23 protein-coding genes and 2 tRNA genes are annotated in these 21,158 nt (G+C 68.6%); 12 read left to right on the top strand and 13 right to left on the bottom strand.

The window, feature by feature from the left end; all coding sequences use genetic code 11:
• Position 1: 1 nt before the first annotated feature.
• Genes KBY86_RS11780 through KBY86_RS11770 form a run of 3 tightly spaced genes read right to left on the bottom strand, consistent with a single transcriptional unit; the run spans position 2 to position 1,994 of the window.
• On the bottom strand, positions 2-925 hold the full coding sequence (locus KBY86_RS11780; protein ID WP_255101292.1) for a cytochrome c oxidase subunit II: 924 nt from the start codon (positions 923-925) through the stop codon (positions 2-4).
• Positions 922-1,497: a DUF2231 domain-containing protein gene (locus tag KBY86_RS11775; protein WP_094513091.1), complete on the bottom strand. Its 576-nt coding sequence runs from the start codon at positions 1,495-1,497 to the stop codon at positions 922-924. The genes KBY86_RS11780 and KBY86_RS11775 overlap by 4 nt, the downstream gene beginning before the upstream one ends.
• Entirely contained in the window at positions 1,497-1,994 is a 498-nt protein-coding gene (locus KBY86_RS11770) for a DUF2231 domain-containing protein (protein ID WP_094513090.1), read from the bottom strand. Before KBY86_RS11770 ends, KBY86_RS11775 begins: the two co-directional genes overlap by 1 nt.
• A gap of 180 nt (positions 1,995-2,174) precedes the next feature.
• On the opposite strand from KBY86_RS11770, the gene KBY86_RS11765 reads away from it, so the two are divergent.
• Positions 2,175-2,702: an HdeD family acid-resistance protein gene (locus KBY86_RS11765; RefSeq protein WP_255141184.1), complete on the top strand. Its 528-nt coding sequence runs from the start codon at positions 2,175-2,177 to the stop codon at positions 2,700-2,702.
• Here KBY86_RS11765 and KBY86_RS11760 read toward each other — a convergent pair.
• From KBY86_RS11760 to KBY86_RS11745, 4 genes are all read right to left on the bottom strand, one after another.
• Positions 2,686-2,826: a hypothetical protein gene (locus tag KBY86_RS11760; protein WP_255141183.1), complete on the bottom strand. Its 141-nt coding sequence runs from the start codon at positions 2,824-2,826 to the stop codon at positions 2,686-2,688. The two genes, KBY86_RS11765 and KBY86_RS11760, sit on opposite strands and share 17 nt — an antisense overlap.
• An 88-nt stretch (positions 2,827-2,914) precedes the next feature.
• On the bottom strand, positions 2,915-4,792 hold the full coding sequence (ggt, locus tag KBY86_RS11755) for a gamma-glutamyltransferase (protein WP_255141182.1): 1,878 nt from the start codon (positions 4,790-4,792) through the stop codon (positions 2,915-2,917).
• Positions 4,779-8,654 (bottom strand): hydantoinase B/oxoprolinase family protein, encoded by a 3,876-nt coding sequence (locus KBY86_RS11750; RefSeq protein WP_255141181.1) that lies wholly within the window; start codon positions 8,652-8,654, stop codon positions 4,779-4,781. The genes ggt and KBY86_RS11750 overlap by 14 nt, the downstream gene beginning before the upstream one ends.
• 28 nt (positions 8,655-8,682) lie before the next feature.
• Complete coding sequence (locus tag KBY86_RS11745) at positions 8,683-9,174, bottom strand: YajQ family cyclic di-GMP-binding protein (RefSeq protein ID WP_094513087.1); 492 nt, start codon at positions 9,172-9,174, stop codon at positions 8,683-8,685.
• Positions 9,175-9,297: 123 nt separating this feature from the next.
• Here KBY86_RS11745 and KBY86_RS11740 point away from each other — a divergent pair, with 123 nt between their 5' ends.
• Positions 9,298-10,365 (top strand): serine hydrolase, encoded by a 1,068-nt coding sequence (locus KBY86_RS11740; protein ID WP_255141180.1) that lies wholly within the window; start codon positions 9,298-9,300, stop codon positions 10,363-10,365.
• A 40-nt stretch (positions 10,366-10,405) separates the two neighbouring features.
• Positions 10,406-10,879, top strand: a complete 474-nt coding sequence (locus KBY86_RS11735) for an MAPEG family protein (RefSeq protein WP_399221475.1) — start codon at positions 10,406-10,408, stop codon at positions 10,877-10,879.
• Between the two features lie 73 nt (positions 10,880-10,952).
• Here the strand turns inward: KBY86_RS11735 and KBY86_RS11730 are convergent, their stop codons facing one another.
• Entirely contained in the window at positions 10,953-11,870 is a 918-nt protein-coding gene (locus KBY86_RS11730) for an SPFH domain-containing protein (protein ID WP_094513085.1), read from the bottom strand.
• An 87-nt stretch (positions 11,871-11,957) separates the two neighbouring features.
• Between KBY86_RS11730 and KBY86_RS11725 the strand changes: the two genes are divergently transcribed.
• Positions 11,958-12,377, top strand: coding sequence for an NfeD family protein (locus tag KBY86_RS11725; RefSeq protein WP_094513084.1), 420 nt, complete (start codon positions 11,958-11,960; stop codon positions 12,375-12,377).
• A gap of 17 nt (positions 12,378-12,394) precedes the next feature.
• On the opposite strand, the gene KBY86_RS11720 is transcribed toward KBY86_RS11725, so the two are convergent.
• From KBY86_RS11720 to ebsA, 3 genes are read right to left on the bottom strand one after another with little or no spacing between them, the layout of a single operon-like run.
• Positions 12,395-12,907, bottom strand: a complete 513-nt coding sequence (locus KBY86_RS11720) for a DNA recombination-mediator protein A (protein ID WP_094513083.1) — start codon at positions 12,905-12,907, stop codon at positions 12,395-12,397.
• 50 nt (positions 12,908-12,957) lie between these two features.
• Positions 12,958-14,067, bottom strand: coding sequence for a phosphotransacetylase family protein (locus tag KBY86_RS11715; protein WP_094513082.1), 1,110 nt, complete (start codon positions 14,065-14,067; stop codon positions 12,958-12,960).
• Between the two features lie 37 nt (positions 14,068-14,104).
• On the bottom strand, positions 14,105-14,461 hold the full coding sequence (ebsA, locus tag KBY86_RS11710) for a type IV pilus biogenesis protein EbsA (protein ID WP_255101299.1): 357 nt from the start codon (positions 14,459-14,461) through the stop codon (positions 14,105-14,107).
• 154 nt (positions 14,462-14,615) lie between these two features.
• Here ebsA and KBY86_RS11705 point away from each other — a divergent pair, with 154 nt between their 5' ends.
• Positions 14,616-15,347, top strand: a complete 732-nt coding sequence (locus tag KBY86_RS11705) for an NAD-dependent epimerase/dehydratase family protein (RefSeq protein ID WP_255141179.1) — start codon at positions 14,616-14,618, stop codon at positions 15,345-15,347.
• A gap of 49 nt (positions 15,348-15,396) precedes the next feature.
• Here KBY86_RS11705 and map read toward each other — a convergent pair whose 3' ends face one another.
• Positions 15,397-16,296, bottom strand: a complete 900-nt coding sequence (gene map, locus KBY86_RS11700) for a type I methionyl aminopeptidase (RefSeq protein WP_255141178.1) — start codon at positions 16,294-16,296, stop codon at positions 15,397-15,399.
• 116 nt (positions 16,297-16,412) lie between these two features.
• On the opposite strand from map, the gene KBY86_RS11695 reads away from it, so the two are divergent.
• The 7 genes from KBY86_RS11695 to gltX all read left to right on the top strand — a co-directional run bounded on the left by KBY86_RS11695 (position 16,413) and on the right by gltX (position 19,780).
• Positions 16,413-16,700: a peptidase gene (locus KBY86_RS11695; RefSeq protein WP_399221472.1), complete on the top strand. Its 288-nt coding sequence runs from the start codon at positions 16,413-16,415 to the stop codon at positions 16,698-16,700.
• Positions 16,701-16,742: 42 nt separating this feature from the next.
• Positions 16,743-17,192 carry a 50S ribosomal protein L19 gene (gene rplS, locus KBY86_RS11690; RefSeq protein WP_094513430.1) on the top strand — a complete coding sequence of 150 codons (450 nt, stop codon included), beginning with the start codon at positions 16,743-16,745 and terminating at the stop codon, positions 17,190-17,192.
• Between the two features lie 63 nt (positions 17,193-17,255).
• Positions 17,256-17,328 (top strand) — tRNA-Trp (locus tag KBY86_RS11685).
• 36 nt (positions 17,329-17,364) lie between these two features.
• Positions 17,365-17,553 (top strand): hyperconserved protein Hcp, encoded by a 189-nt coding sequence (locus tag KBY86_RS11680; RefSeq protein WP_006043540.1) that lies wholly within the window; start codon positions 17,365-17,367, stop codon positions 17,551-17,553.
• 48 nt (positions 17,554-17,601) lie between these two features.
• Positions 17,602-18,120, top strand: a complete 519-nt coding sequence (locus KBY86_RS11675) for an NADPH-dependent FMN reductase (protein WP_255141176.1) — start codon at positions 17,602-17,604, stop codon at positions 18,118-18,120.
• Positions 18,121-18,219: 99 nt separating this feature from the next.
• Positions 18,220-18,293: transfer RNA gene (locus KBY86_RS11670), tRNA-Asp, on the top strand.
• Between the two features lie 41 nt (positions 18,294-18,334).
• On the top strand, positions 18,335-19,780 hold the full coding sequence (gene gltX, locus KBY86_RS11665; protein WP_255141175.1) for a glutamate--tRNA ligase: 1,446 nt from the start codon (positions 18,335-18,337) through the stop codon (positions 19,778-19,780).
• 90 nt (positions 19,781-19,870) lie between these two features.
• Here the strand turns inward: gltX and KBY86_RS11660 are convergent, their stop codons facing one another.
• Complete coding sequence (locus tag KBY86_RS11660; RefSeq protein WP_399221489.1) at positions 19,871-21,058, bottom strand: cation:proton antiporter; 1,188 nt, start codon at positions 21,056-21,058, stop codon at positions 19,871-19,873.
• Positions 21,059-21,158 lie beyond the last annotated feature (100 nt).

Raw genomic sequence — 21,158 nt, 5'->3', positions numbered from 1 at the left:
GTCAACCTGCGTGGGGAAGGGTGTTCGAGCCGGGCACGTTGACCATTGGGGGGGGAGCCGGGGGCACGGTGGGATAGCCGGAGGCGCGCAGCCGGGATTGCTGCTGGGCGTATTCCCGGGAGGCATCGCTGATGCCGGGCCGCAGGGGCTGGGCCGCCGCCCGGGTGAGCCAGTCCTGGTAGGCCTCCTCGCTCTGCACCACCACATCCACCTGGTTGGCGGCGAACCAGGTGCCGCTGTATTCGGAATCGCGCAGGCGGTAGCGACCCTCGCGGGTGGGGGTGATGAAGAAGGCGATCGAGCGGCCGGGGATCACCTGCTGCTTGAGGCGGAAGGCGGGCACGTAGAAGCCGTGGATCACATCTGCGCTCTCCAGCTGCAGGCTCACGCGACGACCCACCGGCAGGTGCAGCTCGGTGCTCGACGCAGCCGCATCCGGGTAGCGGAACTCCCACGACCACTGACGGGCGATCACCTGGATCTCGGCGGTGGGGGCGCCGGCCATCGCCTCGGCGGTGTCGCCGTGGCTGTGGTCCATGGGGCCGATGGCGCCGATCTCACGGTTGACGCCGATGGTCGTCCAGGCGATCGCCATCACCAGCACCAGGGGAATCGCCGTCCAGATGATCTCCAGCACGGTGTTGCCCTCCACCGGAGCGGCATCGTCCATGTCGTATTTCTCGGCCCGGTTGAACAGCAGCACGTACGCCATCACCGACACCACACCGGCGAACACGAAGCAGGCGATCGCGGTTTCGAGGCTGAAGAGGTCGTCGACCAGTGGGGCGGCGCTGGAGGCCTGCACTGGCAGCCAGCGGTAGGCCTGCTGCCCCAGCCAGTGCGACAGCAGCACCAGCAGCCCCACCCAGACGCTGACGGCGGCCACCGCGGCCCGATTGACAGAGGCGGGCGGTGAGCTGGTCATGGCAGAGCCTCACGGAGATCGGCGCCGGCGGCCAGCAACTGGTTGGCGGTGACGTGCACGCCGAATTCGACAGCCAGCTGGGCGCCGATGGTGCCGTGCACCCCCAGCAGGGCGAACATCACGATGCCGAGGGCCAGGTAGCTCCACTGCACCTGCCGCCCCATCTCGCGGCGCCAGGCATAGCGCTGAAAGCCCCGCCACACGGTCATCAGCACGATCACCAGCAGCAGCAGCAGACCACCGGCGCCGTGCCAGAGCATGCTGCCGGTGCTGCTGAGGCCGAAGCTGCTGGTGATGCCGGGCAGAGGCACGGCCAGCTGCATCTCGAAAAAGCCGGCGGTGACGGTGAAGAAGCTCACCACGCTGCAGGCCAGCAGGTTGTACCAGCCCACATCGTGCAGGGCGGAGCGGGTCACCGGCAGCGCCAGAAAGCGGAACACACGCCGCTCCAGCGGGAACAGGGCCCCGGCGATATCAAAGGCGATGGCGATGATGAACAGGCCGATGGTGAGATGCACCAGGTTCGGGTGAATCGGCAGGCTGTAGGGGAGGCCATTCGGACCGAGGGCCATCACACCAATCCCTCGCGCATCGCTTCCACCACCTTGACGGTGTGAAGGCCGTAGATCCAGACCAGCTCGCTACCCAGCAGCACCTGCACCACCACCAGCACGCTCAGCACCGAGCCGGCGCCGAGGAAGGCCAGCGGCAGGCGGCGTGGATCCTTGCTGCGGATCACGTAACGCCAGGCCGTGAGCACCGAGAGGATGCCGGCCAGCGCCCAGCCGATCGTGCTGTGCAGGTTGAGGATCTCGCGCGATTCGCCATAGGGGTTGGCCAGGCCCGCTTCCACCTGGCCGAAGATGATCGCCACGAAGATCGCCGCGGTGGCGAACAGCAGGTTCCAGAAGCTCACCTCATAGAGCTCAGGCTTGCCGGCCAGGCGGCCGATCACGTCGAACAGGAACGCGATCAGGGCCATGGCGATCACGAAGTGGACGACGATCGGATGGATCGTGTCCATCCAGGGAAGGTTGCGATCGTTGAGCTGGGGCAACAGCTCGAGCATGGCCGCAGAGGGGAATGGCTGGCCCCACCTTGAAGCTTGGCTTCGGGCGGGTGCGTCATTATCAAGAAATAAAGCTAGTGCGTTTGTGCAACCCGACACATCGGAGCGTGCGGGTCATCCAGGGGGAGAAGGCCAGTCCCGGTTCTGCCTTTAGCGTTGGCTTTCGCGAGACCTTGCCCGATGTCGATTCCTGCGTCCAAGCCGTTGCGCTGGCTGGCTGCCGCCCTGGTCTTCGCTGCTGCCGGCCTGTCGATCGCCCTGCCATTCTTGTCAGCCACGCTGCTGACGATCGTGCTGGGCGGGGTGGCGGTGGCAGGCGGGATCTCCCAGCTGCTGCGTCTCACCGGCGGCGGCGACCTCAGCACCAAGCTGTTTCGCGGCCTCAGCGGGCTGCTGTATGTGGGCGGTGGCCTCTGGATTCTGGTGTTTCCGGTGAGCAGTGAGGTGAGCCTCACCCTGTTCGTCGGCCTGCTCATGGCCTTCGAAGGGGTGATGGAACTGGCCGCCGGCGCCGCTGCCGATGGCCAGGCCCGGGGCCTGGTGATCGCCGACGGTCTGGTGACCGCGATCCTGGGCGGTCTGCTGATCGCGGAATGGCCCAGCGACAGTCTCTGGGTGATCGGCACCCTGTTCGGCGTGGCGCTGGCCTTCTCCGGCGTCAACCTGCTCACCGCGCCTGATCCCGGCGCCGTCAGCGGGAACGTTTGACGAACCAGGCAGCCACCAGAAACGCCGCCATCACCAGGGACAGCTCGATCAGCCCGCCACTCCAGAGCCAGTCGCGGAAGGTGAACACTGCGGGAGCAATCGGAACCGGAAGCAACGGAGCCATGGGGGTTCACCGGCTTCAGCCGGTCAGTGGCGGTCGGGCCTGATTGTGAGGCTTCGGCGCCCGTTCTGCCGTGGCGCAGGGCGCGGGCTCACTCCCCGGCGGCGAGGGCGTCGGGGCGGCGCGGATCGGCGACCCCCAGGCTGCCTCCGCCCGGCAGAGCCTCCACCGACTGGGCCGAGCCCATCGCCCGGGCTGGCCGGAGCCGGTGGCCCATCGCCTCCAGCAGGGCGAGCGTGTCGGAGCTGAAGCCCTGCTCGATCGCCACTTCATCCGGCCAGAGCTGGCTGTGAAAGCGCGGTGCACTCACGGCCGTGGCCAGGTTGAGGCCGTGTTCCAGCCGGTTGAGCAGCACCTGCAGCACGGTGGTGATGATGCGGCTCCCGCCCGGGCTGCCGGTGGCCAGCAGTGGGCCGCCGCTGCGATCAAGCACCAGTGTGGGGCTCATCGAACTGAGCGGCTGCTTGCCCGGAGCGATGGCGTTGGCTTCCCCCTGCACCAACCCGTAGGCATTCGGCACACCCGGCTTGGCGGTGAAATCGTCCATCTCGTTGTTGAGCAGGAAGCCGGCAGCCGGCACGCTCACACCGTTGCCGTAGGCGAAGTTGAGCGTGGTGGTGGTGGCCACCATCAGGCCGTCGCGGTCGATCATTGAGAGGTGGGTGGTGTTGGGGCCCTCCGGCCGGCCCGGCGGTGGCGGCGCCAGTTCGGCGGCGGGCGTGTGGCGGTCGGTGCGGAGGCGGCGGCGCTGGGCGGCCGCATAGGCCGGGCTGAGCAGACGCTGCAGCGGCATCGTCACGAAGCGAGGGTCGCCCAGATAGGTGTTCCGATCCCGGTAGGCCAGGTTCATGGCCTCGGTCATCACGTGGATCGTGGCGGCGCTGTTCAGCCCCATGGCCGCCAGCGGGAACCCCTCCAGCATCCCGAGCAGCTGAATCAGCGTGACCCCGCCGGAGCTGGGCGGCGGCATGGTGATCACCGGTTGCCCCCGCCAGCTGCCGATCAATGGCGGCAGCGCCTGGGCGCGGTAGGCGGCCAGGTCTGCAAGGGTGATCAGCCCGCCCTGGCGGCCCATCAGCGCGGCCAGGCTCTCGGCCACCGGCCCCTGGTAGAAGCCCGCCTCGCCGCGCCGGGAGATGCCGGTGAGCGTGGCGGCCAGCTGGGGCTGACGCCAGAGCTCGCCGGGGCGATAGGGATTCCCGTCCGGGCGGAAGAACAGCGCCGCGGAGGTGGGATCGGCGCGCAGCAGGGGGGCGGCGCTCTCCAGGGAGCGGGACAGATCCCGACTCACCGGGAACCCCTCTGCCGCCAGGCGGATCGCCGGCGCCATCACCCGCGCCAGCGGCCAGCGGCCGTAGCGGCGCTGGGCCAGCAGCAGGCCCGCCACCGTGCCGGGCACGCCCGTGCTCTGCAGGCTGCGGGTGGCCCGTTGGCGATCCACCTGGCCGCTGGCATCGAGGAAGAGGTCGGCCCGGGCGGCGGCGGGTGCGGTTTCGCGGAAGTTGATCGTGACCGCCCGGCCTCGGCCCACCCGCCGCTCTCCCTCCAGCAGCGGCGTGCCCGCCCTTGCCGGTTCCGGGCGCCAGAGCACGAGGAAGCCACCACCGCCGAGGTTGCCGGCCTGGGGCAGGGTCACCGCCAGGGCGAAGGAGGCCGCCACCGCCGCATCCACCGCGTTGCCGCCGTCCCGCAACACGTCACGGCCTACCCGGCTGGCGTGCGCCTCCTGGGTGGCCACCATGCCCCCTGCCGACACGACGGGGTGAAAGCGCTGGCCGGCCTCCTGCAACACATTGGCGGGCACCGCCGATGGCGCCGCACCAACCGGCAACCCCTGGGCCCGCCCCGACAACTGCAACGGAAAGGGCAGTGCTAACGACAGCGTCAGCGGCCAGAACGGCACCAGCAACGGCGCGCCGGCCGCCAGCCCCACCAGCAGCCGCAACAGCCGCTGCTCAGCTCTCGCCATAGCCGCCGCCCCCCGGGGTGCAGATCTCCAGCAGGTCACCCTCCTGCACCTGCAACTGCGCGGCCCCCTCCAGCAGCAAGGCAGGCTGGCCCGCCCGCTCCAGGCTGTTGCGACCGAGCGCGCCCGGTCCGCCGCCGGCCAGGCCAAAGGGGGGCACCCGTCGCGATCCCGTCAGCAGCGACACCGTCATCGGTTGCAGAAAGCGAAGGCGCCGCTCCACCCCCTCCCCGCCGCGCCAGCGGCCCGTCCCGCCGCTGCCCTGCCGCACGCGAAAGCTCTCCAGCTGCACCGGAAAGCGCTGCTCCAGCACTTCTGGATCGGTGAGGCGGGAGTTGGTCATGTGGCTCTGCACCGCATCGGCACCCGCGAATCCCAGGCCGGCGCCGCTGCCACCGCAGATCGTTTCGTAGTACTGGCAAGCGGCATCGCCGAAGGTGAGATTGTTCATCGTGCCCTGCGCCGCCGCCATCACCCCGAGGGCCCCGAACAGGGCATTGGCCACCGCCTGGGACGTTTCCACGTTGCCCGCCACCACCGCCGCCGGCGGCCTTGGCCGCAGCAGGCAGCCCTCGGGGACCACCAGCTGCAGCGGCCGGAAACAGCCGGCATTGAGGGGGATCGGCTCCGCCACCAGGCAGCGAAACACATAGAGCACCACGGCCTTGGTGATGGCCAGGGGGGCGTTGAGGTTGCCGGGTTGCTGGGGGGAGGTGCCGCTGAAGTCGATGCAGGCCGTGCGGGCGCGGCGATCGATCGTCACCGCCACGGCGATGCGGGCGCCGCCGTCGAGCTCCACACTCCATTGGCCACCCTTCAGCGTGCCGATCACGCGCCGCACGGCCGCCGCGGCGTTGTCCTGAACATGGGCCATGTAGGCCGTGACCTGCGCCACCCCCTCGCGGCGGCAGAGGCGCTCCAACTCCGCAGCCCCGAGCTGGTTGGCCGCGATCTGCGCCTGCAGGTCGGCGAGAAACTGGTCGGGATTGCGCACCGGCCACGGACCGGCCTGCAGGCGCTGCTGCCAGGCCGTCGCATCGAACACCCCCTCACGCAGCAACGGCACGTTGGTGAGCAGCAGGCCTTCCTCGTCGATCAAGCGGCTGTGGGGCGGCATGGAGCCGGGGGTGAGGCCGCCAACATCGGCGTGGTGGCCGCGGCAGGCCACGAAGAAGCAGGGCCGATCAGCACCGGCGAACACCGGGCTGATCACGGTGATGTCGGGCAGATGGGTGCCGCCGTTGTAAGGATCGTTGGTGGCGATCACATCGCCGGGGCGCAGCGGTGGCCGTTCCCCGCGCCCCACCATCTCCAGAAGGCTGGCAAGGCTTTCACCCATGGAGCCGAGGTGCACCGGGATGTGGGGCGCATTGGCCACCAGGGCGCCATCGGCATCGAAGAGCGCACAGGAAAAATCCAGCCGCTCGCGGATGTTCACGGAGCGGGCGCTTTGGCGCAGCCGTTCCCCCATCTGCTCGGCGATCGCGGCGAAGCGGTGATGGAACAGCTCCAGACGCACCGGGTCGACGGAGGCTGCAGCCGCGGAAGCGGCGCTACTCACAGGGGTGACAGCCACAGCAGCGCCTGAGGTGGCTGTTGTGATGGTGCAGGTGGTGGCAGCTGGGGCAACAGCCGCGAGCTCGCCAGAGGCGGGGCGCTTGAGCAGCAACTCGCCTTGCGGCAGCACCTCGGCCCGCCAACCCGCCGCCAGCACAAGGGTGCCGATCGACTCCAGCACCAGAGCCGGTCCCTGCAGCGTCTGGCCGACCGCCAGCCACTCCCGGCGCACCAGCGGCACGGTGTGCCAGCAGCCCCCTGCATACAACGACACCGTGGGGACAGTGGGGGGCGTGGCTCCATCCGTCAACAGCAATGGCACAGCACCGGCCGCTGCTGCCGGCCAGACCAGTTCCACCTCCAGCCGCTCCACCACGAGAGCTGGGGCGGCCCCGTGCCGTGCCTCCTGCGCGTGGCCGAAGTGGCGGCGATGGCTGGCGTCGAAGGCAGCCTCCATCCCCTCGATCTCTCCGAGAGGCACGATCAGGCTCACCTCGCTCGCGGGGTAACGCAAGGCCACCCGCACCTCCCGCCGCAGGGTTGAGGCCGGGCCAGCAGGTTCCCCTTCGCGAGCAGGTTCCCCTTCGACACCGGCACCGGCACCGGCAGTCCAGCGACCATCGGGCGCAGCGCCGAGGGCCAGCGCGCCGGCGGCGGTGAGCGCCTCAGCCCAGGCCATCAGGCGCGGCAGCAGCGACGCCGTGAGCGGCTCGCGCACCACCTGCTCGCGCAGCAGCCGTTGATCGGCCTGACCCAGGCCGTAGGCGGAGAGCACACCGGCCAGGGGGTGCAGAAGGATGGTGTCGATCTCCAGGGCTTCGGCGAGCGCGCAGGCGTGCTGGCCACCGGCCCCGCCGAAGCACACCAGCGTGGCGCCGCGGATGTCGTGGCCCTGCTGAATCGAGATGCGCCGGATCGCCGCGGCCATATGGTCGATGGCGATCGCCACGGCACCTTCCGCCAGGGCTTCCGGCTGTTGCGGCTGCCCCACGGCGGCGCCGATGCGGGCGGCCAGGGCCTCGAAGCCAGCGCGAACGGGCTCCAGATCGAGCGGCTGGTCGCCGGTGGCACCGAACAGGGCCGGGTAGCCATCGGGTTGCAGCCGGCCCAGCAGCAGGTTGGCATCGGTGATGGTGAGCGGGCCGCCGCGGCCGTAGCAGGCCGGACCCGGCTGGGCACCGGCGGACGCGGGGCCCACCTGCAGCCGCTCGCCGTCAAAATGGAGCACGGAACCACCACCGGCGGCCACGGTGTGGATCGGCAGCATCGCCGCCTCCAGTTGCAACCCGGCGATCACGGCCTGTTCGCTGCGTTCCCAGCGCTCGGCGACCGCGTCGTGCTCCGAGCCGGTGGGGGAAGGTTCGCTTGCCACCACATGGAAGACATCCGTGGAGGTGCCGCCCATGTCGAAGCCCACGATCGCCCTGGCATCGATGGGCCCGGCGCGAGCCGCTGCCGCCGCCTTCAGCGCGCCCACCATGCCACCCGCCGGCCCGGAGAGGATCGTGTCCTTGGCGCGGATCAGCTCGGGAGCCAGCAAGCCGCCGCTCGACTGCATCACCTGCAGCGGCGTGCCGGCACCGAGGGCACGCCGCAACCCCGCCAGATAGGCCTGCAGCGCCGGCCCCACATAGGCCTCCACCACAGCGGTCTGGCCGCGGCTGACCAGCCGCGGCCGCGGAGCCACCGCGTGGGACAGCGCCACCTGCTCGAACCCGAAGCGCTCCAGCCAGGCGCCCAGCTGCTGTTCATGGCGGGGATGGCGGGCGGCATGCAGTAGGGCCACGGCGCAACTGCGCAGGCCATCGGCGCGCGCCTGGGTCAGGGACCGGGCCAGGGCGTCATCCAGCACCAGCGGCTCAAGCTCGCGGCCATCGGCCGCCAGGCGGCCCGGCACCTCCAGCACCCGGGTGTGCAGCGGCTCAGGCCGACGGATCTCGAGCGCAAACAGATCCGGGCGATGCTGATCGCCGATGCGCAGCGCGTCGCCGAAACCGCGGCTGAGCAGCAGCAGGGTGGGAGCACCGCGCCGCTCCAGCAGGGCGTTGGTGGCCACCGTGGTGCCCACCCGCACGTCGGCAATCAGGCCGGCGGGGATCGGTCGATCCGGCGCCACCTCCAGCAGCGCGCGGATGGCGACCACGGCAGGATCTGGGCCGGCGCCGGCGGCGCTCTGCGCCGGGTGTGAGGGCAGCTTGCGCACGCTGCAGACGCCGCTGGGGCTGAGCGCCACCAGGTCGGTGAAGGTGCCGCCGCGGTCGATCCAGAAACGCCAACCGGAAGGGCCGCTGCGGGGGTTGCCGCTCACCGGCGGCCGCTCCTGTTGCACCGCCCGCTCAGCGGTAATTCTCGAACTGCAGCGGCAGCTCGAGATCTTCAGCGCGCAGCAGCTGGATCACCTGCTGCAGATCGTCCTTGTTCTTGCCCGTGACCCGCAGGCTCTCGCCCTGAATCGCCACGGTGACCTTCTTGACCTGATCGCGCACCGTTTTGCTGAGCCGCTTGGCCAGCTCCTGGCTGAGGCCTTTGCGCAGCTTCACCACCTGCTGCACGCGGTTGCCGCCCACCGGCTCCGCCGGCTGGAAATCGAAGATCTTGAGCGAGAGCTCACGCTTGACGGCCTTCTGGCGCAGCACATCGGCCACGGCTTCCAGGGTCATGTCGCTGGCGGTGGTGATCGTGAGGCTGTTCTCCTCCAGATCGATCTCGGTCTTGGAGTCCTTGAGGTCGTAGCGCTGACCCACCTCACGGCGCACCTGGTCCAGCGCATTCACCAGCTCCTGCCGATCGAAATCCGACACCACGTCGAAAGAAAAGGTGTCGGCCATGGGCAGGTGCTCGGAGCTGAAGACCTGACTTTAGGAAAGTGCTTCCGGGCGTCCCATGGCCAGGGTGAGGATGGACCGGGGAGGAGGGCTGCGCCCCTCCCCGAACCCCCTGAGCTGATGGTGATGTCTACGTCCCGGCGCCGCGTGCTGGATTCCATCGGGGGGGTGGCCCTGGGCTCCACCCTGTCGTTGTTCCTCCAGAGCGGACGCTCCAGGGCTGCAACGGCCCCTGCCCCACCGCGCAGCCTTGACGCTCTGAATCAGACCATTCGTTCCTCCTTCAGCGCCCTGAGAGGAGAGAAGGCGTTCCTGATGCGTTCGCCGGCATTCAGCGCCTCGGCATCGGGAGCCTCGGCATCGGGAGCCCAGACGACGGCTGCCTGGCAACAGGGGCTGAATCCAAGCCAGCCCCTGTTCTGCGGCAGCAGCTTCAAGGTGTACGTGCTGGCTGAATTCCTGCGGCAGCTGGAGAGCGGCAAGGTCAGCCTTCAGGAACAGTTACCGGTGAATGATTCGGTGCGGTTTCTCAGCAGCCTGGTGCTGGAGAACGTCAGCGGCACGATTCCGGCTTCGGTGGCCCTGGAAGCCATGATCATGCACAGCGACAACACCGCCACCGACATGGTGCTCAAGCGGATCGGCGCGGACAACGTGCGGGGCTTGATCGCCTCTCTCGGCCTGCCTGATACCCGGATCCCCACCAGCACGCGCCAGTTCTTCTCCTACCTGCTGGGAGCCCCCGCCGGCGTGGATCTGGGCTGGCAAGGGGTCAACAAAGCCCTGGAGGCCAGCGGAACGCAGACGCGGCCGATCATCAACGACCAGGAGACAATGGTGGGGTCTCCCGCGGATTTCGTCCGCTTCTATTCCAGGGCCTTGCAGGGAGAGCTGTTCCGCACCAGCAGTTCCCTGAAGGAGTTCAGGCGCATCCTGGGGTTGCCGCCAGCGATCACCGTGCTGGATCTGCCCCGCGCCCATCTGTTCCTCAAGGGCGGAAGCCTGGATTTCGCCCCCGACTATGTGATGTCGCTGGCCGGCGGCATGCGGCTGTGCAACGGCCGCTGGATCACGTTCTCCTTCCAGCAGAACTGGAAGGACACCGATCCTGCGGCCGCCAAGGCCACCATTCAAACCTTCATCGACACGATCGCGGGCATCTTTCGGGCTGCGGCAGGGTTCTTCGCAGGCTGAGCCGCCCGGTAGAACAGAACCTCCCCCATGCGCCCCTCCCATGGACCTGCCACTGCTGTTCATGGACCTGCCGTTGCTGCTGACGGGCGAACCGAAGGCCCCCCTGGCCTGGTCGCTGGTGCTGTCGGGGGCGGTGGTGATCCTCAGCCTGGTGCCACTGGGGGCCGGGCGGGCCAACGCGGATTTCACCCCCGCCGATCTGGCCGCCCCGCGGGCCATGTTCGAGCGGCTGCCGGCCTGGGGTCAAAGGGCCAGCTGGGCCCACCAGAACTGTTTCGAGGCCTTCACGCTGCATGCGCCCGCCTGCCTGCTCTGCCTGCTGGCGGCGCCGGCGATGCTGGCATCGTCGCCGCTGCTGGCCCTGGCGGCCCTGCTGCACCCGGCGCTGCGGCTGGCCTACATCGGCGCCTACCTGGCCAACCAGCCGCTGCTGCGCAGCCTGAGCTGGGTCGGTGCCCTGCTCTGCACCGCCCTGCTCTACACGGAAGGGCTCAAGGCACTGCTGCACGCCTGAAGTCCGGGATGCTCGCCTGAAGTACCGTCCGGGCTGGTCGCCTGAAGTGCGCGCTGCCAGCCCGGGCCAGCGCTCAGCTGCCGCCCTTCTCCTGCAGCCCCTTGAGCGCGGCCAGCAGGGAGGCGGGGCTCTGGGGATCCACCATCAGCACCGATCCCCCCTTGCTCGCTGCCATCGCCTGGCCCATCGCCATCCAGTCCTTGGCGAGCAGCAGCCTCAGGCTCTCGGCGGCAGCGGGATGGGAGTCGATCACGGCGGCCAGCTGGGCGGCAGATTCGGCCCTGGCCCTGGCCAGCAGCAACTGCTGCTTGGCCTGGGCATCGGCATCGAGCAGCACCGCCTCCTGCTTGGCCTTGGCATCAAGCACCAGTGCTTCGGCCCGCCCCTTGGCGGCATTCACCTGGGCCTCTCGCTCCCCCTCGGAACGAAGAACGGCCGCCCGCTTCTCTCGCTCCGCACTCATCTGCATCTCCATCGCCTGCTGCACCCCCTTGGAGGGCTGAATGTCACGCAGTTCCACGCGGGTCACCTTCACGCCCCAGGGATCGGTGGCCTGATCGAGCTCGCGCAGCAGCACCTCGTTCACCTCGGAGCGGGTGGAGAAGGTCTGGTCGAGGTCGAGCTTGCCCATCTCCGAGCGAATCTGGGTGAGCACCAGGTTCACCATCGCCGACTTGAGGTTGTCGAGGGCGTAGTAGGCCTTGGCATGCTCAAGCAGTTGCCAGTACACCACCGCATCCACCTCAATCGAGACGTTGTCGCGGGTGATGCACTGCTGCGGGGGAATGTCCAGCACCCGCTCCTTCAACGACTCGTTGCTGACGATGCGCTCCACCACCGGCAGCACCAGCGACATGCCGGGGGTGAGCTGGCGGTCGTACTTGCCGAGGCGCTCCACCAGCATCGAGCGGCCGCCATTGGTGATCTTGACGCTGCTCACTCCGAGCACCGCCAGCAGCGCCAGCGCGGGCAAGGAAAACAGGACCTCCATGAAGGCGGTAGAGAACGGGGTGCCATCACAGTACGCAGCCCGCCCGGGCCCAGCCAGCAGACTGGGGCCGATTCGAGACTCCCCGTCATGGCATCCCTGATCTGGCTGGCGGTGGCGGCGGTGCTGTTCCTGGTGGAGGTAAGCGTGCCGGGCTTCGGCGGCTTTCTGATCGCCGCCATGGCGGCGTTGGTGGTCTCCTCGCTCACGGCGCTGCTGGGGCTGGCCCTGCCGCTGCAGCTGGGGCTGTTCGCGCTGCTTACCGTGGCGGGGAGCGCGGCGATCTGGGCCTGGTCGAAGCGGCAACGGCCGGCCCGCGATCGGATCGAAACGAGCGACCGGGCCGTGGTGATCGATGGCTTCGATGCCCAGGGGCGCGGCCGCGTGCGCTGGCAGGGGCAGAGCTGGGCCGCGGAAAGTCTGGAAGGGGAACGGCTGCTGCCGGGCGCCGCGGTGGTGGTGATGCGCCGCGTGGGAACCAAGCTGGAAGTGCTGGCCGATGGGCGCTGAGAGGTGCTCCCCAGCGCTCAGTCGAAGAACAGCAGGGTGACCACCTTGCCCATGTCTTCGGCGGTGCGGCAGCTGGCCAGCAGGGTTTCGCTGTCGTGGAAGGCGAAGCAGATCAGCTGGTCGCAGCGGCCGATGATCTCCTGGTTGCAGAGGGTGCTGGCCATCGGCAGGGTCAGGTCGTCGTGGTCGGGCTTCTCCACCAGGTGGAGCACCTTCTCCAGCTGCTGGCGCGATTCCAGCGGCTGACGCTCGAGGCTCTGGGGCAGCAGCACGGTGAGGCGCGAGGGGTCGACGCCGAGCACGCCGCGGATCACGGCGGCGTTGACCCCCTGGGAGCCGGAGGTGACGAGGCTGTGGCCCTCCTGGGCCAGGGAGCGGGCCACCAGCTCCACCAGATGGATCGACACCACCGGCACGTGGCGGCTGCCGAGGATGGCGATGCGTCGCTTGCCCGTGTCCTGCAGCAGGGCCAGTTCCTGAGCCAGGGTGTCAATCCGGTCCAGAGGGGGCAGATCAAGGGACCGGGTCACCGAGCACGTGCAGCCGATGGCACGAAACTAGCAGCGCCCCTGCAGGAGCTTCAGGCGCTGATCGGCAGCCGCAGGCGATCGAACAGGCGGTCGAAGCGGCAGTGTTCCTCCACCAGGCGGATGGCGTAGGTGGCTTTGACGGATTCGTGCAAACGCACGTTGCCGAAGGCCCGCTCGATCACCTCCACGGTGGTGAGTGTGTCGTGCTCCACCTTGAGCAGGGGCACGTCGAGTTCTTCGGCGCGATTGATGAGCTGGGAGAGCGGATCGCCTGCGCCGGTGAGGATCAGGCACTGGGTGGAGGCCTCCAGGGCCGCCAGCTGGATGTCGGTGCGGTCGGCACCGGTGACCACGGCCATGTTGCGCCGGCGACGGAAGAATTCCATCGCGGAGTTGACGTTCATCGCCCCGATCGAGAGTGTTTCCACCAGCAGATCGAGCCGCTCGGGGCAACAGAGCACCTTCGCGCCCAGCCGCTCGGCCAGCTCTTCCACGGTGACGCTGCGCAGCAGTGGGCTGCGGGGCAGCACGCCGAAGACCTGCAGCCCCAGACGCTCCATGGCGGGCACTTCCTCCTGCAGGAGGGTCTCGACGGCATCGGGATCCACAGCGTTCAGCACCACGCCGGCCAGGCGCTCGCCGAGCAGGTCGCGGGCCTGCAGCAGGGGATCAATGCTGCAGCTGTCGAGCCAGTGGTGCACCAGGACCACCGGGGCTTCCAGCCCGTGCGCCAGCTGCACCAGGCTCAGCCCATAGAGCAGACCTTCGCTGAGGCTGCCTGAGGCCTCCAGCAGCGTGAGCCCATCATTGGGGGCACTGAGGTGGTCGCGCAGGGCCCCGAATCCATCACCGGCGCCCAGTTCGCCCTGCAGGAGTCGCTGCCGCGCCGTGGCCGGCTCCAGCAGCTGCAGAGAAGGCAGCAGGCAGTCTGGCGCCAGGCCGAGGATGCCGCCGACGAAACGCACGTCGTCATCGATCAGGGGGGCCGATGGACCATCGCCACCGGGTAAGGGCCTGCGATCCAGCCGCAGACTGGTGGCCAGGGGTTTGCCGAAACGCACCGGCACACCCATGCGGGCGGCCTGCCTTGCCAGGCCGAGCACCAGCGCCGATTTTCCGCTGAAGGGATGGCACGAACCGATCAGCAGAGTGCTGCTCATGGGGATGGGTTCGCCGGGGCCAGGGTCAGGCAGCAGCCTACGAGGAGACCGGTGGCGGGGCCTCGCCGAGGATCAGCCAGCGCCAGAACGATTCGGGAAGGTCGCCACCACCGCTCACGGCGCGGTCTTCCAGCAGATCCATCAACCAGCACACCAGGTGGTGGGTGGGCACCGTGAAGCTGTAGCGGATGTCCGGTTGGTCAGGGAAGGCGAGCTCACACTGGCTCGGCTGTTGCGGGGCTACACCGGAGGTCCAGCTGAGCTCGAAGCGATGGGCCCCGTTCGGATGCAGCGGGCGCAGCCCACTCACCCGCCGGAGGGCGAGCTGATCGAGACCGCGTTGCAACCAGCCTTCACGGCTCAGTCCACCGCAATAGGGGGCGAACAAGGCCACCTGTGCAGCTTCCTGGGACAGGGTGGATGATCCTTGTGCTGGGCCCTCACTAAACACGTTGGATGTTGCCTGTCCTTAGAACAAAAAGAATGTCCTCACCTGATCGTACCGGCTGTAACAGTGGTTCGCCCACCACCGCGCAGCGATGAATGCCATGAGGTCCGCCTTGCTGCCACTGCAGGGCCGGCATGTGGCGGTCACCGGCGCCGGTGGCGCTTTCGGCAGCGCCCTGCTCCGCCGCCTGCATGGCCAGGGGGCCAGGCTGCTGGCGCTCACCTCCCGGCCCACCGCCGTAGAACTCAGCGATGCCAGCGGGCAACCGATTCCGTTGTCCAGTCTCTGCTGGGGCTGCGGCGGAGAGGCGGCGCTGCGTGATCAGCTGCTGGATGTGGACATCCTGGTGATCAACCATGGCGTGAACGTGCATGGGGATCGCAGTCCCGCCGCCGTGGAGCGCAGCCTCGAGGTGAACGCGCTGAGCAGCTGGCGTCTGGTGGAGCTGTTTCTGTCTCTGCCCGAGCCTGCGGCTGATCGCCCCCGCCGCGAGCTGTGGGTGAACACGTCGGAAGCCGAACTGATGCCGGCGGTGAGCCCGCTCTATGAGATCAGCAAGCGCCTGCTGGGTCAGCTGCTCAGCCTGCGCAGCCTCGATCAGCAGGGGCCCCGGGCCTGCCGGATCCGGCGCCTGGTGCTCGGCCCCTTCCGCTCCGCCCTCAATCCGATCGGTGTGATGAGTGCCGACTTCGTGGCCGGTCAGGTGATCGCCCAGGTACGCAGAGGCATGGGGCTGGTGATCGTGACCCCCAACCCACTCACCTATCTGCTGTTCCCGCTGGCGGTGCTGATGCGACGGCTCTACTTCGGGCTCACAAGCCGCAGCATCTGAGTGGCCGGAGCGCATCGCGGCTGCGTGGCCTGGCGCACGGCGAGGCCGCTCAGAAGTCGCGGTCGGTGAGGATCTCGCAACCGTCGGAGGTGACGGCGATCGTGTGCTCCCACTGGGCCGAAAGGCTTCCGTCCACCGTCACGACCGTCCAGCGGTCGCGTAGGGTGCGGCAGTGCTTGCTGCCGCCGTTGAGGATCGGCTCCACGGCGAGGGTCATGCCGGGGCGGAGCTTCACGTTGGGCAGATCCTTGGTGCGGAAGTTGAACACCGAGGGCTCTTCGTGCAGGTTGCGGCCCACGCCGTGGCCCGTGTAGTCCTCCACCACGCTGTAGCCATGGGCTTCGACGTGGTCCTGGACGGCGCCGGCGATGTCGAGCAGGGTGTTGCCGGCCTTCACCTTGGCCAGGCCCTGCATCAGCGACTCCTGGGCCACGCGGCTGAGTCGGCAGGCGTCGTCGCTGCTGGCACCCACGCAAAGGGACACGCAGCTGTCGCCGTGGTAGCCCTCGAAGTAGGCGCCGGTGTCGATCTTGAGCAAATCGCCCTCGCGGATTCCCCGCTTGCTGCTGGGGATGCCGTGCACCACTTCGTTGTTGATGCTCGCGCAGATGCTGGCGGGGAAGCCGTGGTAGCCCTTGAAGCTGGGGGTGGCGCCCAGTTCACGGATGCGCCGTTCGGCGTGGCGATCGAGGTCGGCGGTGGTCATGCCGGGGGCGGCCAGTTCGAGCAGTTCGCGCAGCACGGTGGCCACGATCCGGCTGGAGCGCCGCATGATGCCGATCTCGCGCGCCGACTTGATCTCCACGCCGCGACGGCTTTTCTGAATGCGGGGACCGGCCTGGGTGACCACAGAAGAGGGCGACGCCGCCGCCATTCCCACGGCCGCCCCTCCGCCGCCCTGTGCGCTCGATCCTTGGGTGGCGGCCAGCAGATCGGCGAACAGATTCATCGACGGATCCTTGACATCTCAGACTCCAAGCTACCAATTTCAACCCGGCACCTATGCAGACCCTGGCGGCGTTGCGGCGCTGGCATGCGCAGGCAGCCCCGTTCGTGCTCGCCCCCATGCTTCTCACAGCGACCACCGGCATGGGGTACCGGCTGCTGCGTGACTGGGGCGGCCTGAGCCGCGATCAGGCCCACCTCTTGATGGTGCTGCATGAAGGCGAATGGTTGGGCAGCACCGGCAAGACCTTTTATGTGGCCCTCAACGGCCTGGGATTGCTGTGGATGCTGGTCAGCGGAGGCGCCATGGTGGCCGGCAAATGGCAGCGCGCCACTGCCGCCCGGCGCCCCGCCGGGCACGCTGCCACCAACCGCACCGGCGGCGACGCTTCCGAGGGGGGCGGATGACCCGGTAAAGTCGCTGTTTGCTCAGGCGTGAAGGAAGCCGGGATGGCAGCGGAACTCATCGAAGACAGCACCAGCGAGACGAGCACTCCCGAAGCGGGCACCGCTGCGGCAGCGCCTGCGGTCCGCACCGGCAAGCTCAGCGCCTACGAGCTGATGCGCACATTCGAGGCGGAGCAGCTCAAGAGCGACCTTCCCGAGATCTACGTGGGCGACACTGTCCGTGTGGGCGTGCGCATCAGCGAGGGCAACAAGGAGCGCATCCAGCCCTACGAGGGTGTGGTGATCGCCAAGCGCCACGGCGGCCTCAACGAAACCATCACCGTGCGCCGGATCTTCCAGGGCATCGGCGTGGAGCGTGTGTTCATGCTGCACAGCCCTCAGGTAGCCACGATCAAGGTGGAACGCCGGGGTAAGGTGCGTCGTGCCAAGCTCTTCTACCTGCGCGATCGGGTGGGCAAGGCCACCAGGGTCAAGCAACGCTTCGACCGCTGATCCCGCGATTCCCATCGTCTATCCAGGTGTCGCCCTGCGGCACCTTCTGAGGGTCATCGCCTTGCGCCGTTAGTTCAGTTGGTAGAACGCAGGTCTCCAAAACCTGATGTCGGGGGTTCAAGTCCTCCACGGCGCGCTCGATGACCCTTCCTGCACTTTTCTGGTTCCGGACATGGAGTTGGATCTACAACCCGGTGATGTGGTCAAGGTTCTTGAGTCGGCCGCACTGGGCTGGGTACGAGCTCGGGTGATCCGGGTCAAATCCGGAGGCCGTGTGGTGGTTCAGAGCGACCAAGGTCGGGAATTCACCGCCCGTGGCAACCAGGTCCGTCTCATTGAACCTGCTGGCTTTCGCCCCTGAGCGCGCGGATCTTTATCGTGCGCCGCTGATTGCTTCAAGCCGCCGGCCATGCTGATTCTTGCGGCCAGCAATGGCCACAATCTCACTCTCGCTACACGTGTGGCCCAGGAAGCAGAGCTTCAGGGCCACGCTTTTCATGTGATGGATCTGGTCGATCTCGGCCTGCCGCTCTACAGCCCAGCGGCCGAGGTGGCCGGCGGCGGCACCCACCCTGGGGTAGATGCGCTGGCCCACCAGCTGCGCTCCCTGGGGCGGCTGTGGGTGTGCGCGCCCGAATACAACGGCTCCCTGCCGCCCACGCTCAACAACGCCCTCGCCTGGCTGTCACGTAGCAGCGATGATTTTCGCGAGCTGTTCAACGGCCTTCCTGTGGCTCTGGCCACCCACAGCGGCGGTGGCGGTCAGAAGGTGCTGAGCGCCATGCGCCTGCAGTTCGCCCATCTCGGCTGCTCAGTGCTGGGGCGGGAGCTGCTGAGCACCGGCCAGAAGCCCGCCAACCCTGCCTCCATCAGCGCGATGGTTGCAGAGTTGCACCGTCTGGCGCCTGCCATCGCATCGGCTGGTTGACGACGGGACCGGCGGCAACTGATACTGCCGAGGTCGCCGACGCGACAGCGCACCCCGCACGGGAGCCCGGCCCAGCCGAGCCACCAGTACGGATGAACTGGGACTGTAGTTCAATCGGTTAGAGCACCGCCCTGTCACGGCGGAAGTTGCGGGTTCGAGCCCCGTCAGTCCCGTTTTCAATTCATCCCATCCACCAGGAGTGAACGCATTGACGGTGAGGGTTCGTCTCGCTCCCAGCCCTACCGGCACGCTTCACATCGGCACAGCCCGCACGGCGGTGTTCAACTGGCTCTTCGCGCGCCACCTCGGCGGTGCCTTCCTGCTCCGCATCGAGGACACCGATCGCGAGCGCTCCAGGCCCGAATACACCGCCAACATCCTCGACGGCCTGCGCTGGCTGGGCCTGGACTGGGACGAGGAGCCGGTGATCCAGAGCGAGCGCATCGAGGCGCATCGCGCCGCGATCCAGCAGCTACTCACCAGTGGGCACGCGTACCGCTGCTACGCCAGCGAGGCAGAGCTGGCGGAGATGCGGGAGGCTCAGGCCGCCGCCAAGGAGGCCCCCCGCTACGACAACCGCCACCGCAACCTCAGCCCGGAGCAGGAGCAGGCCTTCATCGCCGAAGGGCGTGAAGCGGTGGTCCGTTTCCGCATCGATGACGGCGCCACGATCGTCTGGAACGATCTGGTGCGCGGCGAGATGCGCTGGAGCGGCAGCGACCTGGGCGGCGACATGGTGATCGCCCGGCGCGCCCCGGCTGATGCCATCGGCGACCCCCTCTACAACCTGGTGGTGGTCGTCGACGACGCCGCCATGGCGATCAGCCACGTGATCCGCGGCGAAGACCACATCGCCAACACCGCCAAGCAGTTGCTGCTCTACGACGCGCTGGGCCTGGCCGCACCGGAGTTTGCCCACACGCCTCTGATCCTCAACGGCGAAGGCCGCAAGCTCTCGAAGCGCGATGGGGTCACGTCGCTGAGCGAGTTCCGAGAGCTGGGCTACACCGCCGATGCGCTGGCCAACTACATGACCCTGCTCGGCTGGTCGCCGCCGGAGGGCATGGGGGAGCGCTTCAGCCTGGCCGAGGCGGCACCGGTCTTCGGCTTCGAGCGGGTCAATCGCGCCGGCGCCCGCTTCGACTGGGACAAGCTCAACTGGCTGAACGCCCAGGTGCTGCATGGCTTGCCGGCCGAGCAGCTGCTGGCTCTGCTGGCGCCGCGCTGGCGGGCCCAGGGGTGGAGCGCCCCCTCAGGGGAGGCCGGCTGGGAGCTGGAGCTAGCCGCCTTGCTGGGCCCCTCCCTGGTCACGCTGCAGGACGGCGTCGAGCAGGCCCGGCCCTTCTTCGAGCGTCCCAGCCTCAACGACGAAGCCCGCCAGCAGATCGAGAGCGAAGGGGCCAGGGCGGCCCTGGCGGCAGTGCTGCAGGCACTGGAGCCTGCGGATCCAGCCCAGCTGCCCCACCAAGCACTTGATGCCGATCAGGCCAAGACCCTGCTGGGGGAGGCCGCCAAGACAGCCAGCGTGAAGAAGGGCGTGGTGATGAAGAGCCTGCGGGCAGCCCTGCTCGGCAGCCTTCAGGGCCCCGATCTCGTGGCCACCCTGCTGCTGCTCCAGCCCGGCGGCGAGGCCGTCGCTCGACTGCAGCGCAGCCTCTGAAATTGGCCAGCAGCGGCGCTCACGACCAGGCCCGCTCAGACCGAGGGGCCAGCCAGCGCCCTCAGCCTCCGGCTCCACCCGGCTCAGCTGCTACTCAGCCAACGCTTCATCAGAATCAGCCACCAGATCACCTGCCGGCTCCACCAGGCCCAGCCGCCGGGCCAGGGCTGCGGCGGTGAACCCCTGAATCCCCACCGTGAGGAGGATCGTGAGGAACACGAGGCCCTTGAGAGCGCCGCCGCCCGGAACTCCGGCTTCGTCGAGCCGGAGGGCGAACAGGCTGGCCACGGCGGCGGTGACGATCCCGCGCGGGGCGATCCAGCTGAGCATGAGCTTTTCGCGCCAGCCGAGCCCGGGCAACCCCAGGCCCGCCACCTGGATCACCGGCCAGCGGCAGAGCATCAGCACCAGCACGCAGGCCACGCCACCCAGCCCCAGCGGGCTCAACTCCGACCAGGACAGATCGGCGGCCAGCAGCGGGAACAGCACGGTGATGGCCAGCAAGGCGAGTTGCCGGATCAGCTCATCGAGCTGACTGGCCCCACCCTCGAGCCTCAGCCCCACCACCACCCCGGCACTCACGGCAGCCGGTAATCCGGATTCGGGCAACAGGGTTTCGCAGCCTCCCACCAGCAGGAACAGCACGCCGAGGCTGAGCTGCAGCGCCAGGGCATCGAGCACCTCGGAGCCTTGCAGCAGACGGCGCAGCAGCTCAGAGAGCAGCCACCCCGCCAGGCTGCCGATCAGCACACCGCCACCCAGCCGCAGCACCAGCCGACTGGCCACCTCCTGCCAGCTGCCGAGATCACCGATGGCGAGCTGCAGCAGCAGCAGCGCCAGCACGGCGCCCAGCGGTTCGAGCGCGAGCCCTTCGGCTTCGAGCACATTGGCGAGCGAGGGCAACAGGCGCATCTGCTGCACCATCGGTGTGACCACGGTGGGGCCGGTGGCGAGCGCGATCGCCCCGAACACCAGAGCCAGCGGCCAGGACAGACCGGCCAGCAGGTGGGCCAGCAGCACCGCCGCCAGGAAGCCCAGCACGGCCCGCACCAGCACCACCTGCACAACGGTGCGCTGCAGGTCGCGGCCCGCCAGCCTCAGATTGAGGCCGCCATCGAACAGGATCAGGCCCACCAACAGGCTGACCAGTGGCTCCAGCACCGGCCCCAGCGCCTCGGTGTCCACCAGGTCGAAGCCGGCCCTGCCGATCACCAGGCCCACCGCCAGCAGCAGCACCACCGCCGGCAAACGGCTGAGCTGGGCCAGCAACTGGGCCATCGCCCCGGCGAAGAAGGCCTCACCCCAGATCAGCTCCAGCCTGCTCAAGCGGCCCCGGACAGAAGGAGAGCGATGGCCTTGGGCGGCGTGATCACAGTGG

The sequence above is a fragment of the Synechococcus sp. Lug-A genome (assembly GCF_024345655.1).
In the GTDB taxonomy this organism is placed as follows: domain Bacteria; phylum Cyanobacteriota; class Cyanobacteriia; order PCC-6307; family Cyanobiaceae; genus MW101C3.
This window is presented reverse-complemented; position numbering and strand designations above follow the sequence as displayed.